The organism is Marinobacter sp. (assembly GCF_044799475.1).
Taxonomy (GTDB): domain Bacteria; phylum Pseudomonadota; class Gammaproteobacteria; order Pseudomonadales; family Oleiphilaceae; genus Marinobacter.
Genome location: NZ_CP085217.1, coordinates 2,860,739 through 2,873,704, shown reverse-complemented (window position 1 = coordinate 2,873,704; position 12,966 = coordinate 2,860,739). Strand labels below are relative to the sequence as shown.

The following is a 12,966-nucleotide window of genomic DNA, read 5'->3' as shown; positions in this document are numbered from 1 at the left end:
TTCACTGTGCCGGATTCGCCCCCCTGACAGGCTTGAACAGGGAGCGTCCGCCACGCCCATCAACATAAGCGCTGTGGGGGACCGTGTAACTGAAGGGTGGAGACAGTGATTCGCCTTTACAATGCCAAAGCAGGAGGCAAATTTCAAACAAACGTTTGTTTGATTCTTTAAATATTATATCCTTCCATGTATCGGCTCGGCGATTTGTCGCCCGCGAAAGTCGTTTGGGAGCGTTAATTTCGGTATCATTGCGCCCTTCATTAAAAGAGAGAACAGGATCTTTCAGCGCAGCGATATGTTTGCCAGGCGGCCATCCACAACGGCCACTGTTAGTGCAAAGAGCGTCGAAGTCCTTATATCCACTGCAAAGCTTGAGGAGACCAACGTGGAACGCGAATCGATGGAATTTGATGTTCTGATCGTCGGCGGTGGGCCCGCTGGCCTTTCGGCTGCCTGTCGTATCATGCAAATGGCTGAAGAGGCCGGCGAAGAAAAGACCGTCTGTGTTGTGGAGAAAGGCTCTGAAATCGGCGCCCACATCCTGGCAGGAACGGTATTTGAGCCCACAGCCCTGAACGAACTCTTCCCTGACTGGAAGGAAAGGGGCGCCCCCCTGAATACACCGGTCACCCGCGACGATATCTTCCTGCTGCGTAACGGTGAAAAAGCCACGAAAGTGCCTGGTGCCTTTGTTCCCAGGAGCATGCATAACCATGGCAACTATATCATCAGTCTGGGTAACCTTTGCCGATGGCTCGCCGAGCAGGCGGAGGCAATGGGCGTTGAAGTGTATCCCGGCTTCGCGGCGGCGGAAACCATCATGGAAGACGGCCAGGTCAAGGGCATCATTACCGGCGACATGGGCGTGGCCCGTGATGGAAGCGAGAAAGACAGCTATATGCCGGGCATGGAGCTCCGCGCGAAATATACCCTGTTTACCGAGGGTACCCGCGGGCACCTGACCAAACAGCTTATTCAGGATCTGAAGCTCGATGAAGGCAAGGATGCCCAGCATTATGGCATCGGCATCAAGGAACTCTGGGACATTGACCCGGAGAAGCACGAGCCGGGCCTGGTAGTGCATACTACTGGCTGGCCCCTCAGCGAAACCGGCACGACAGGGGGCTCGTTCCTTTACCATCTGGAAAACGGCCAGGCCTATGTAGGACTGATCACTGATCTGTCCTACAGCAACCCCCACCTGTCGCCATTCCACGAGTTCCAGCGGCTGAAGCTCCACCCGGAGATCCGCAAGCACCTTGAAGGCGGCAAGCGCGTGTCCTACGGCGCTCGTGCTCTCACCAAGGGTGGCTTCAACTCGCTGCCAAAAATGAGCTTTGCCGGAGGTCTGATCCTGGGCTGCTGCGCAGGAACACTGAACAGCTCCAAGATCAAGGGCTCGCACACGGCCATGAAGTCCGGCCTTCTGGGTGCGGAAGCCGTGTTCGAAGCGCTGAAGGAAGGTAAAACCGGTGAGGAAATCACCAGCTTCGAAGACAGGTTCAAGGAAAGCTGGCTCTATCGGGAGCTTTACAATGAGCGCAACTTCAGCCCGGCCATGCACAAGTTTGGCAACATCATTGGCGGTAGCATCGCGTTCCTGGAGCAGAACATCCTGCACCGCAGCCTGCCCTTCACGTTTCATGACACAGTGCCGGATTACGCCACCCTCAAGCCTGCGGACCAGTCAAAGAAAATTGACTACCCCAAGCCTGATGGCAAGCTGACTTTCGACAAACTGTCCTCGGTATTTATCTCCAACACCAACCATGAGGAAGATCAGCCGGTTCACCTGAAGCTCAGGGATCCGGAGATTCCCATAAAGGAAAACCTGCCGAAGTACGACGAACCGGCACAGCGCTACTGCCCTGCTGGCGTATACGAAGTGGTGGAGAAGGACGATGACAGTGGGAAACGGTTCCAGATAAATGCCCAGAACTGCGTTCACTGCAAGACCTGCGACATCAAGGACCCGGCCCAGAACATCACCTGGGTAACGCCGGAAGGCGGTGGCGGCCCGAACTACCCGAACATGTAACCATGTAAGAGTAAAAAAAAAGCGGCCTCAAGGAGGCCGCTTTTTTGAACCGGAGGGGTCACATCAATGAACGTGACCGTGCTCGGCTTCTTCTTCAGTGGCTTCACGGGCGTCAACAACTTCCACATCAAAGTGCAGAGTCTCTCCCGCCAGCGGGTGGTTGGCGTCAATGGTGACAGTTTCGTCGCCCACTTCAACAACGCGAACAACCTGAGGGCCGCCCGGTGTCTGCGCCTGAAACTGCATACCAGGCTCGATGGTTTCTACACCTTCGAAAGCGGTGAGCGGAACCGGCTGAACCAGTTCTTCGTTCACTTCGCCATAGCCTTCGGCCGGCTCGATGGAAACTTTCAGTTCGTCACCTGGGCCTTTTTCGACCAGGGCGTTTTCAAGTCCACCAATAATGTTCTGTGCACCTTCCAGATACGTCAACGGCTCACGGCCTTCCTCGCGGGAGGTGTCGAGCTGCTCTCCCTGGTCGTTTGTGAGTGTGTAATGGATGGTGACAACACGAGGTTGGGCCATGTGATCTCCTTGCGTGTCGCAATGACTGTGTATTTAAAGTTACGGCAATCGAAAGTGATCATGAACAGCCGGACTGCACAGAGGGACTCACGACCACCAGGCCCTTTTAAATGAGGCCGGGCTCCGAATCTACTCAGAAGCGACAGTCTAACAAGGGTCAGACTGCGTTTTCTACCGTAACAATAAGGTCGGGACAGAAGAATTCAACCCTGGCTTCCCAGTTCAAAGAAAACACCGTCACTCCAGACCCCGAGGTTATTGGGAGCCCTGTCCGGATTTTCAGTAACATATTCAACCAGATGATAAAAAGCGGTGGTCACAAGCCTGGCTTCGAGACCATGCCAGGCATAGACCAGAGGGCGCGGCTCCTCCGAGTCGGGGTAGGTATCAACACTGATGGGGTGTTTCTGCCCTATTCTGATGACCTCACCGGTATTGGTGGTCACTTCAATAATCTGTGAGGGCCCCTGGCCGGTAATGCTGGGGCTGTGGGCAATCAGCGGCGTGTCCTCCACCTCAATGCGCCATTTCTCAACCGGGGTCACCAGATAGTACTCGCCGTCTTTTTCCCGGCGAAGAATGCTGGCGAAGAGCCTGACCAGTGCTTCGCGCTGCATTTTTTCACCCTGATAGAACCATTCGCCATTACGGGCGATTCGGATATCAATGTCGCCGGAAAAATCAGGATTCCACTTTTCCAGGGGAGGACGTCCCCCGCCTTCCTTGCTGGCGTCGGCAACCTGCTCTTCGATTCTGCTGGGGTCCTGATTCATTCCCTGGCTCCTGAATGTCACTGTATTTTAAGAACTCTGTGTGCCGATTATTCTATGTCCGGCAGGAACTGGGCCTTCAGATCGGCACAACCCGGCCCCACGATGGGCATGTCCAGCAATACGGCCTGACTGGTCATGAACGGGATGCCACGCCGGTGGCCATCCACCAGGAGCGTGGACAGGCTTCCTACAAACGGCATGTGGGAAATCAGCATGAGTTTTTCAAGGTGAGTATCGAGCAGTGCCTCAAGGCATTCGGCCGGGTCATCGTCTGGCGTGATGAACAGCTTCTCTTCAACAGGGCAGTTCAGCGCTTCCGAAACAATAGCGGCGGTCTGCCGGGCCCGCACCAGCGGGCTTGCCCAGATCAGTTCGGGTCGCCAGGGCGATGCTGCAATCATACGGGCCACCGAGCCTGCTGCGAAGCGGCCCGCCTCCGTCAGTTCCCGGGCCTGATCCCTGCTGTGCCAGCCGGCTTCGCCATGACGCATAACCAGAAGATACATGGAACCTCCGGCAATTTAATGAGTGAGGGTGCGGGGAAGGATAAACTCAACGTCTGAGTTCTGCACCGCCATCATAAGGCCACTGATTACAGCGTTGATGGAGGCCCCACCATACAGAATCTGGTGCAGCCCCTTGACCAGGGGCATGTAGATACCTATTTCGTCCGCCTTTTCCTTGACCAGCAACAGAGTGTAGATACCTTCAGCGACCTGGCCGAGTTCGGCCACCGCCTCATCCAGATCCCTGCCCTTGCCCACTTCGTAGCCAATACGGAAGTTGCGACTTTTCGGAGAGGTGCAGGTCACTACCAGGTCACCGATGCCGGCAAGCCCCATGAAGGTCATTGGGTTTGCCCCAAGGCTGACGGCAAAACGGCTCATTTCAGCGAGACTGCGGGTAATCAGCATGGCTCTGGCATTTTCACCCAGTTGCATAGCCTCGGCGAGCCCGGCCACTATGGCATAGATGTTCTTGAGCGCTCCTGCCAGTTCAACCCCATACATATCCACATTGGCGTAGACCCGGAAATACTCACATCCCAGCACCGCCTGCACCGTGTGTCGCACATCCGGGTCCTTGGCGGCGATCACGGTTGCCGTCAGGTCACGATTGACGATTTCCGCCGCCAGGTTGGGGCCGCTGAGCACGCCTATGCGGGCTTTTGGAAGCTCTTCCTGGAGTATCTCGCTCATGAGCTTGAAACCCTGCTTCTCCACGCCCTTGGTCAGGCTGACGACAATCTGATCAGCGCGAAAATCGGCAACATGCTCCAGGATAACGGCACGGAAGGCTTTGCTGGGTATGGCCACGAAAACAATTTCAGCCTCGCCAACAGCCGTGGCAAAGTCCGTGGTGGGGCGTATATCCCCTGCCAGTTCAACGTTCGGCATATAACGGCTGTTGCGACGAGTGCGGGCAATCTCACTGACCTGCTCCGGGTCGCGCATCCAGAAATGGGTCGTGTGGCCGTTTTCCGCCAGTACCTTGACCATGGCGGTACCGAAGCTGCCACCGCCGAGCACCGCAACCTGACGGGCTGCTGGCGATTCCCCCTGCTTTTGTGCTCCATTTTTTTCAGACATGGAATTCCCGTCCAGACGTCAAATACGACTTGATTGAATTTAAACGGTGATGATTGCGGGGCGGTGACAGGTCCGGTTTTAGCCCGGCTCCTCGCATTCCAGCGCCCTTACCAGATTCTTGAACTCCTCCCGATTGCGGCTGTTCAGACCCATCAACACACGATGAGCGTCCAGTACCTTGTCCCGGACCTGTTGTTCGCTGGCCCTGAGAACGGGGATTTCTTCAAGTTCTTCAATGCGTGAGGCGGGCTCTTTGACAATGATGAATATCTTGTCGAATCCCATGGAAGTGATAATCCGGGTCACGTCGGGATTGGTGGAAATCAGCGTGGGCAGGAAATGGCTCTGCTTTTCGGCAGCCATGGCAATCTTGGCAAGAAGACCAAGTGTCGTGCTGTCGATGATTTCGGTTTCGGTGAGATCGATGACCACAGTCCGAAACTGGGGATCCTGGGTTATGGTTTCAACAAGATGATCCAGGGTCGAACAGAGATTCAGCCGGATCTCCCCAATGAACTTGAGAAGATATATGCCCTGTTTTTCAGCCTGCAGGATTTTATAGCCAGCCATGTTATCTGCCATTATTTCGAAACGACATCCGTTACCGATACGATAGCAATGTCATCTGGTAACTCGACGATCTGTTCAAGGTTCAGAGCATCGTTCAGAGATGCAATAGTGTGACTACCTCCCGACACGAGTTCAAGTAGCCGCTTCTCCTTTTCATCAAGCCCCTGAGCCCGGATTACCTCAAGGATGCCATCCGAGAACAGAATCAGCCGGAATGGTGAAGAAAGCGATACCTCATAGACGTCCCACTTCGGCTCCTCAAACAGGCCCACCGGCAGCCCGTTACCTTCCAGGAAGGCTGTTTTCCCTCCTTCAAAAGAGAGAATTGGCATGGGGAAATGGGCGCCAACGGCGTATCGAAGGGTTCGTTCACGCTCGGAAATTATCCCTACAAACACGGTAACATGCTTGCCCAGCCCTGTATCCAGCAACTCCGAGTTAATTCGCTCGAGAAAGCGTTCCGGGAAAAGGATGTCGTCGCTGGAGCCCCGACGCATGTTCCGCTGCAGGCGATTGGTGAGGTTCTTCAGCAGAACCGTAACAAAGGCAGAACTGGCGCCATGCCCTGAAACGTCTGCAATGTAGACAAGGGTTTTGTCGCTATCAATCCGGAAGTAATCAAGGAAATCACCACTCAGGAAAAGGGAGGGCTTGATCAGGTGATCAACAGCGCAAATACCCAGTACCTGTTCATGATCCGGCAACATGCGCAACTGAACCTTGCGCCCCGCCCTCTGGTCGGCCCTCAGTTCAGCAATGCCTGCCCGGAGATCGCGATTGGCTTCCTCCAGTTCCTGCCGGTAGAGCTGATTAAGCCGGGTTACCCGCACCCGGTCAAAGAGCTTGCTCAGCACGTCATCCAGGGCAAGTTTGTCCGAGCAGGGTTTGAGGACAAAATCCGACGCCCCGGCCCGGAGCGCAGCCACGACTTCAGAGGCTTCACGGGCATCAGAGTATGCAATGATGGGGGTCAGCGTATTCTCGTTCTCGAGGCGCTCCCTTAGCTCGCTGATGGCAGCAGGCGTCATATCGGCGAAGATGGCATCCGGGGGGTTTTCGTCAAACAGGCTGCGAGCGCCTTCCAGATCTGCGTGGCCATTGACATAAAACCCCTTGGACTCGAGGTGTCGGTCAAGTTCGGCCCGCGCCTTTTCGTCCGGGTCAATTATCAGGATGCGCTCGGTGCGCGACGTCATGGGATTCACCCTAAGCCACCAGCTTTAAACAATAAAACGGCCATTTCGCACCGTTCACAGGGCTATTCTGGCACGACCCTGTGATATAACAAGGTAAGATTGACCTTTCACTGCCGATTCTGGAGATGTTTGACTGTGCGAAGTGCTGTAAATGATCTGCTCGGGGCCTACGACAAACTGATCATGGATCCGGTGCATGGGGGCATTCCTCTTTACCGGCATGAAATCCAGGTGATCGATCACCCGCTTTTCCAGCGCCTCAGAAATATCTGCCAGAACGATATCCTCAGCCTTGTTTTCCCCGGGGCCACCCACTCCAGGTTCCTGCACAGCATCGGAGTCATGCACGTTGGGGGCCGTATGTTCCGGGCGATGATCGACGCCTACCTGCGGGAGCGTCAGCTGAGCGAACAGGTTGATCTGAGCATGAGCCAGCTGGATGCCATCGACTACTTTGCGAAAACCATCCGTCTGGCCTGCCTGCTGCATGACAGCGGCCACTCCAGCTTTTCCCACCAGTTTACCCAGGCCCGCCGGATCCACGAGCTGATGGCCAGGCCCGGCCGCTTCGAGGATCTCTGGGAAGGTGTCGATTACTCGCGATTCTACCCGGAGCAACCCGCCGAGCTTGAGCATGAGCACTATTCAGTGCGCGTCGCCTGGGATGTTCTGGAGTCCATAGACCTGGAGGCTGCGGGACTGCATCCGGAGGACATTCTGGGCATCATGGAGACCACGGACGTCATGCCCAGCGAGGCCTTTTGCCGCCACGCCCGGACTTTCTGGGGCTTTATTGCCGGGCCGGATGCGGAATCCGGCGTTCTCAGCGAAACCTCCACTCCCCGCCTGGTGATGGACCTTCTGTCTTCCGTGGTATCGGGAGAAATCGATGCGGACCGGGCGGATTACATGCTGCGGGACGGATTCCATTCTTCGGTGACTATTGGCGGCTTCAATCTTGACCATCTGCTCAGCAACCTGAGATTTGGCTGGGATGTGGAGCAGCCCTGGCTGGGCCTGGCAATCACGCACAAGGGCCTTGGCGCACTGGAAGATTTTGTTTACAGCCGGCACCAGATGTACCGCAAGGTCTACGCCCACAAAACCGCGCTGGGTTTTGACTGGCTGCTCCGGGAAGCCATCAACGAAGTGCTGGAAGACCCGGAGACCTTTGAATGGGTGGATACCTGCCTGAGCAACATGCACTACTTTGCCGAACTCACCGACAACTTTTTCTGGGAGGCTTTCCGCCGGGTGGCGCGCAGGGACAGGGGCAGCTATTCCAGGTGTATAGTTGATCGCATCAAGCTTGATCATCTTGATACCCGGGACAATCTGACAGCGCATGCCATCCAGGGACACAGTGAATGGCTGGCGGCGGCGCTGGATCTGAATCCCCGGGACGTGGTGTCCTGCTCCATGAAGGCCAGGTTCTCGAATATTCAGGACAATTTCAGCGGCATCAAGGTCCTGATCAGAGATCCTATTACCCGGGCGCGCCGGCTGCGGGGCATTACCGAAGTGAGCGCATTTTTCACCAAATTCGCGGATGACACCATCACCCACTTCTATCACCGCCCGGAACCGGTCCGGGGGAAACCTATCGAGGGCCCCGTCACCGATGTTTCAGCCGACAGCTCCTGTTAGCGTTCGAGCATGTCCTCACACTGCCAGTGGTTGATCAGGCTCTCTGCGCTGTCGAAAGCGCCCTCGACCCTACCGCCAGCCAGCCAGTCACCAAGAACCGCAATCCTGTTTTCACCGAACCACACGTGGCCGGGGCCGCCACTGGCGGAGGAGCGGGCGTAAAGCCACCGGTGACTCAGGGTCTGTTCCGGTTTCCGGTGGATGCCGGTCGCCGCTTCAAAGGCTTCAAGCAGTGCCTCTGTGATTTTCTCGGGGGCGTCATCCTGATGTTCGTCAGACCAGTCCGGCCGGCCGTGCAGTACCCACCATTCCCCCTGCTCTTTCCGTCCGGGTTTGCTGGAGTTGTTCCCGGCCCACTGAAGCACATCGCTCCGGGGCTGCAGGCCATCGTAGTCCAGCTCCAGCGCTGGCTCGTAGCGGGCGGCCAGGGTCCAGCAGGCATGCATCTGCTTCTCATCATCAGAAAACATATTAACAAGAGCCTTCAGGCCACTGTTTTTTATGATCTCTCTTGTCTGGGCCGGCGGAGCGGTGATGATTACCGCATCGAAGGGGCCGGAAGTTTCCCCACCGGTATCCAGCAATTGCCACTGGCCGCTATCCATTGCCACGAGGCGTTCGATACGAACCTGGGTCTGAATCCTGAGGGATTCAGACAGCCGACGGGAGATGGCAGTCATTCTGGGCACACCCACGTAGCGGGTGCTTTCCCTGAATGACTCCCATTTACCCTCGCTGTCCTGGTATCTCAGCCTGGCTGGCCACTGCTGGTAGCTGTCCTCGCCGGCCTTCTGGTCAAGGAAGGCGCTGAAGGCGGGATTGCGGACGGTGAAAAACTGGGCGCCGATATCCACGGAACCGTCGGAAAGTCGCTTCGAGGCCAGCCGGCCTCCGGGTCCCCGGCTCTTTTCAAAGAGTGTCACTGCCACCCCGGCGTCCTGCAGCAGGTGGCCCGCAGCCAGCCCGGCCATACCTGAACCGATGATGGCGACCTGGCGTATATGGGTTGGTGTGAAAGAATTGTCAGGCATGGTTTGTCGTGCATCCATTTTAGGGTGTGTGTACGTACACTCAGGCACCTTACCGCACAGCGGTTATCTCCATTAAATCATGAGTATGGTCACAAAAGGCAAGCAGGGTATGACCCGAGTGAAGAATTGTGTAGAAAATATCCGGAGATGGTTCGACTCAGACGCGAATCTGGACCACCTGGATACCAGGTCCCGTTCATTCAACCTCATTCGGGTGCTGCCGTTCATTGCGCTACACCTTGCCTGTCTGCTGGTGGTTTTCACAGGCGTTAGTGCATTTGCGGTGGGCTTCGCCGTGGTGTTCTTTTTTCTCCGCATGTTTGCTATCACCGGTTTCTACCATCGCTATTTCTCCCACAAGACGTTCAAAACAAATCGCTTCTGGCAGTTTCTTTTTGGTGTGCTCGGAGCCAGCGCGGCCCAGCGCGGCCCGCTCTGGTGGGCCGCCCACCACAGACACCACCACCAGCACTCCGACGGCCCGGAAGACCTGCACTCGCCGCGGCAGAGCGGATTCTGGTGGTCCCACATGGGCTGGTTCACCTGCGATGCCGGGTTCGCCATGGATGAGCGCAGGGTGCGGGACTGGCTGAAGTTTCCCGAACTCAGGTTCCTCAACCGCTTTGATGCCCTTGTTCCGGCACTGGCGGTCGCGGTCATATTCATTGGGGGAGAAGCCCTGTCAGTCTGGACCCCGGGGCTCGGCACCAACGGCTTTCAGCTGGTGGTGTGGGGTTTCTTTATTTCCACGGTTGCACTTTTCCATGCCACGGTTTCGATCAACTCTCTGGCCCACGTGTGGGGCAGCCGACGCTTTGAAACCAGCGATGACAGCCGTAACAATTTCTGGCTGGCGCTGGTCACACTCGGTGAAGGCTGGCACAACAACCATCACCGCTGGCCGCAATCCGCAAGGCAGGGATTCCGCTGGTACGAGATCGACATAACCTGGTACCTGTTGTGGTGCCTGGAAAAGCTGGGAATTATCCGGGGTCTGAATCCCCTGCCCCGTCACATCCGGGAAGAAACACTGCACCTGGACAGACTTCGGAGAAACCGAACATGAATGAGACTCTGACCGAAACCCCAGCAACGCCCAAAACGGACGTACAGTCCACGGTCGACCGTTTCAGGGACCTGTTCAACCAGATGAGCCGCGTGGAGCAGCGGGATCTGGGCACGGTGTACGGTGCCGACATCGAGTTCACCGATCCCTTTACTTCCGTGCGCGGCCTGCCGGATCTCAGGGAATATTTCAGCGGCGCCTACGCCAATGTCATTCAGTGCCACTTTGAATTTGGCGACACGCTTATTGATGACCAGGACGTCTGCCTGAGCTGGGTAATGAAGCTCAGGCACAGACGCATTCGCCGGGGTCAGGAGATCCGGGTGGATGGCATAAGTCGTCTGCGGATAGGGAACGACCGGGTTATTCTGCACCGGGACTATTTTGATGCAGGCCAGCTGCTCTACGAGAACCTGCCACTGCTTGGTGGCGCGGTGCGATGGATCAGGAGGCACGCAGCATGAGCGAACTCATGTCATCACCGATAAAGATATGGCTTACCGGGGCAACGTCGGGGATCGGTTATGCCCTGGCACAGGCGCTGCTGGACGAAGGTCATCACCTTGTTGTCACCGGGCGCAATCAGGACGCCCTGGACGAGCTTGCCAGCAAGGCGAAAGATCAGGTAACCACAGCACCCGCAGATACCACCAGCAGGGATGATCTGGCCGTTGTGCGGGGCCAGCTCCAGCAACTCGAACCCCTGCAGCTGGCAATTCTCAATGCCGGTACCTGCGAGTACCTGGATGTAGCCGAATACAGCAGTGATGTGATCGAAAAGAACATTGTGACCAACGTGATCGGCACCGCCCGCAGTGTCGAAGCTGTGCTGCCCTCTCTTCGTGCGGCCAGGGCAAAGGGCCTGCCCGCACGACTGGTGATCGTAAGTTCTTCGGCCTGGTGGTTTCCTTTCGGCCGGGCTGAAGGATATGGCGCCTCCAAGGCGGCTCTTACCTATTTCGCCCATTCACTGCGGGCCGATCTGGCTGCGGAAGGTATCGGCGTGACCGTGGTCTCCCCGGGCTTTGTAAAGACACCGCTGACCGACCGGAACGATTTCCCCATGCCTTTTCTGATCAGCGCAGAGGACGCTGCTGACCGGATTGTGAAGGGTCTGAAAAAGGACAGGGCGGAGATCCGGTTCCCGAAACGTTTTACCTGGATGCTGAGATGTTTTGGCGCTCTGCCCCAACCGCTGATTGACCGTATGGCCGCATCCATGGCCGGAAACCAGAACAGAAAGCAGGAAGAAAAGGAATGACCAGTAACCGTCAGAGTGTAGCCATCGTAGGAGCCGGGGTTTCCGGACTCACCACGGCGTGGCTTCTGGCCCAGCACCACGACGTGACTCTCTATGAGGCCAGCAGCTATGCCGGGGGTCACACCAACACCCGGACCGTGTCAGCTGGCGGCCGCTCCTGGCCTGTGAACACCGGCTTCATTGTTTTCAACGACTGGACCTATCCCAACTTCATCAGGTTGATGGACCGGCTCGGCGTGAAATCCGAAGTCAGCGACATGAGTTTCAGCGTGGACTGCGGAAAAACAGGCCTTCAGTACAACGGCACCAGTCTGAACACTCTGTTCGCCCAGCGCCGGAACCTGGCCAACCTGCCCTTTTTGAAAATGATCCGCGAGATTTTGCGGTTCAACAAAGAAGCCCGTGCCGATCTCGCGGCGGGAACCATTCCCAACGAAGAAACCCTCGGTGAGTACCTGAACCGGAATGGCTATTCCCGCTTTTTCCGGAATTTTTACATCGTGCCCATGGGCTCGGCTATCTGGTCAGCCCCGGAGCTGGTGCTGGAACGTTTTCCCATTCGATTCTTTCTTCAGTTTTTCAACAATCACGGCATGCTCTCGGTGGATGACAGGCCGACCTGGCGGGTGATCAGCGGTGGTTCTGCCAGCTATGTGGACCGCATGATGGAGTCGCTGGCTCCCCATACCCACCTCAACAGCCCGGTCACCTCGGTAACCCGGAAACCAGACGGCGTTCTGCTTGAAGTCAACGGCAGGCAGCGCAGCTTCGACCAGGTGGTGTTTGCATGTCACAGTGATCAGGCTCTGGCCATGTTGTCAGATGCCAGCAGCGCCGAGCGGGAGGTACTCGGTGCCATCCCCTACCAGAACAACGACGTGGTGCTGCATACCGACGCCTCGGTTCTGCCCTCGGAGCGCCGGGCCTGGGCCGCCTGGAATTATTTCATGCCGGAACACCGGACTGAGCCAGTGTCTGTCACCTACAACATGAATATATTGCAGAACTTCCACGACGCTCCAGAAACCTTCTGCGTCACACTCAATCGCAGTCAGGATATAGATCCGGCAAAGATCATCGAAAAATACCAGTACGCCCATCCTGCCTTCACTCTGGAGGCAGTGGCCGCCCAGCAGCGCTATCACGAAATCGGCGGTGCTAACCGGACCCACTTCTGCGGCGCCTACTGGTTCAACGGCTTCCACGAAGACGGCGTGCGCAGTGCCCTTCGGGTCACGGAAGCTTTCGGCGTGAGGCTTTGAGCGTGAAA

13 protein-coding genes are annotated in these 12,966 nt (G+C 56.7%); 6 read left to right on the top strand and 7 right to left on the bottom strand.

The genetic code is table 11. The annotated features are described in order from the left end of the window. The first annotated feature begins 385 nt into the window (after positions 1–385). Positions 386–2,038 (top strand): electron transfer flavoprotein-ubiquinone oxidoreductase, encoded by a 1,653-nt coding sequence (locus tag LG327_RS13275; protein WP_404362519.1) that lies wholly within the window; start codon positions 386–388, stop codon positions 2,036–2,038. Between the two features lie 63 nt (positions 2,039–2,101). Here LG327_RS13275 and LG327_RS13270 read toward each other — a convergent pair whose 3' ends face one another. From LG327_RS13270 to LG327_RS13245, 6 genes are all read right to left on the bottom strand, one after another. Then, positions 2,102–2,563 carry a peptidylprolyl isomerase gene (locus LG327_RS13270; protein ID WP_404362517.1) on the bottom strand — a complete coding sequence of 154 codons (462 nt, stop codon included), beginning with the start codon at positions 2,561–2,563 and terminating at the stop codon, positions 2,102–2,104. Positions 2,564–2,766: 203 nt separating this feature from the next. Then, positions 2,767–3,336, bottom strand: coding sequence for a DUF1285 domain-containing protein (locus tag LG327_RS13265; RefSeq protein ID WP_404362516.1), 570 nt, complete (start codon positions 3,334–3,336; stop codon positions 2,767–2,769). 47 nt (positions 3,337–3,383) lie between these two features. Beyond that, the gene (locus LG327_RS13260; RefSeq protein ID WP_404362514.1) at positions 3,384–3,842 is read right to left on the bottom strand and encodes a SixA phosphatase family protein; all 459 of its coding nucleotides are present in this window, start codon (positions 3,840–3,842) and stop codon (positions 3,384–3,386) included. Between the two features lie 15 nt (positions 3,843–3,857). Next, on the bottom strand, positions 3,858–4,925 hold the full coding sequence (locus LG327_RS13255; protein WP_404362512.1) for an NAD(P)H-dependent glycerol-3-phosphate dehydrogenase: 1,068 nt from the start codon (positions 4,923–4,925) through the stop codon (positions 3,858–3,860). Positions 4,926–5,003: 78 nt separating this feature from the next. Continuing rightward, a complete protein-coding gene (locus LG327_RS13250; RefSeq protein ID WP_404362510.1) occupies positions 5,004–5,495 on the bottom strand; it encodes an STAS domain-containing protein in 492 nt (163 codons plus the stop codon). Positions 5,496–5,506: 11 nt separating this feature from the next. After that, the gene (locus LG327_RS13245; protein ID WP_404362508.1) at positions 5,507–6,691 is read right to left on the bottom strand and encodes a PP2C family protein-serine/threonine phosphatase; all 1,185 of its coding nucleotides are present in this window, start codon (positions 6,689–6,691) and stop codon (positions 5,507–5,509) included. A 135-nt stretch (positions 6,692–6,826) separates the two neighbouring features. On the opposite strand from LG327_RS13245, the gene LG327_RS13240 reads away from it, so the two are divergent. Next, a complete protein-coding gene (locus LG327_RS13240) occupies positions 6,827–8,338 on the top strand; it encodes an HD domain-containing protein (protein ID WP_404362506.1) in 1,512 nt (503 codons plus the stop codon). Here the strand turns inward: LG327_RS13240 and LG327_RS13235 are convergent. Then, entirely contained in the window at positions 8,335–9,369 is a 1,035-nt protein-coding gene (locus LG327_RS13235) for an NAD(P)/FAD-dependent oxidoreductase (protein ID WP_404362504.1), read from the bottom strand. The genes LG327_RS13240 and LG327_RS13235 overlap by 4 nt on opposite strands. A 109-nt stretch (positions 9,370–9,478) precedes the next feature. Here LG327_RS13235 and LG327_RS13230 point away from each other — a divergent pair, with 109 nt between their 5' ends. The 4 genes from LG327_RS13230 to LG327_RS13215 are packed head-to-tail and all read left to right on the top strand — an operon-like array spanning position 9,479 to position 12,958. Further along, positions 9,479–10,435 carry an acyl-CoA desaturase gene (locus tag LG327_RS13230; protein ID WP_404362502.1) on the top strand — a complete coding sequence of 319 codons (957 nt, stop codon included), beginning with the start codon at positions 9,479–9,481 and terminating at the stop codon, positions 10,433–10,435. After that, the gene (locus LG327_RS13225; protein WP_404362500.1) at positions 10,432–10,899 is read left to right on the top strand and encodes a nuclear transport factor 2 family protein; all 468 of its coding nucleotides are present in this window, start codon (positions 10,432–10,434) and stop codon (positions 10,897–10,899) included. Before LG327_RS13230 ends, LG327_RS13225 begins: the two co-directional genes overlap by 4 nt. Continuing rightward, complete coding sequence (locus LG327_RS13220; RefSeq protein WP_404362498.1) at positions 10,896–11,696, top strand: SDR family NAD(P)-dependent oxidoreductase; 801 nt, start codon at positions 10,896–10,898, stop codon at positions 11,694–11,696. The genes LG327_RS13225 and LG327_RS13220 overlap by 4 nt, the downstream gene beginning before the upstream one ends. Continuing rightward, positions 11,693–12,958, top strand: a complete 1,266-nt coding sequence (locus LG327_RS13215; protein WP_404362496.1) for an NAD(P)/FAD-dependent oxidoreductase — start codon at positions 11,693–11,695, stop codon at positions 12,956–12,958. The genes LG327_RS13220 and LG327_RS13215 overlap by 4 nt, the downstream gene beginning before the upstream one ends. Positions 12,959–12,966: the final 8 nt, after the last annotated feature.

Excerpts from the sequence above, each read along its gene's own strand:
- LG327_RS13220 (WP_404362498.1), top strand. The coding sequence starts at position 10,896 with ATGAGCGAACTCATGTCATCACCGATAAAGATATGGCTTACCGGGGCA.
- LG327_RS13245 (WP_404362508.1), bottom strand. The coding sequence starts at position 6,691 with ATGACGTCGCGCACCGAGCGCATCCTGATAATTGACCCGGACGAAAAG.
- LG327_RS13255 (WP_404362512.1), bottom strand. The coding sequence starts at position 4,925 with ATGTCTGAAAAAAATGGAGCACAAAAGCAGGGGGAATCGCCAGCAGCC.
- LG327_RS13235 (WP_404362504.1), bottom strand. The coding sequence starts at position 9,369 with ATGCCTGACAATTCTTTCACACCAACCCATATACGCCAGGTCGCCATC.
- LG327_RS13260 (WP_404362514.1), bottom strand. The coding sequence starts at position 3,842 with ATGTATCTTCTGGTTATGCGTCATGGCGAAGCCGGCTGGCACAGCAGG.
- LG327_RS13270 (WP_404362517.1), bottom strand. The coding sequence starts at position 2,563 with ATGGCCCAACCTCGTGTTGTCACCATCCATTACACACTCACAAACGAC.
- LG327_RS13250 (WP_404362510.1), bottom strand. The coding sequence starts at position 5,495 with ATGGCTGGCTATAAAATCCTGCAGGCTGAAAAACAGGGCATATATCTT.
- LG327_RS13230 (WP_404362502.1), top strand. The coding sequence starts at position 9,479 with ATGACCCGAGTGAAGAATTGTGTAGAAAATATCCGGAGATGGTTCGAC.
- LG327_RS13225 (WP_404362500.1), top strand. The coding sequence starts at position 10,432 with ATGAATGAGACTCTGACCGAAACCCCAGCAACGCCCAAAACGGACGTA.
- LG327_RS13215 (WP_404362496.1), top strand. The coding sequence starts at position 11,693 with ATGACCAGTAACCGTCAGAGTGTAGCCATCGTAGGAGCCGGGGTTTCC.
- LG327_RS13265 (WP_404362516.1), bottom strand. The coding sequence starts at position 3,336 with ATGAATCAGGACCCCAGCAGAATCGAAGAGCAGGTTGCCGACGCCAGC.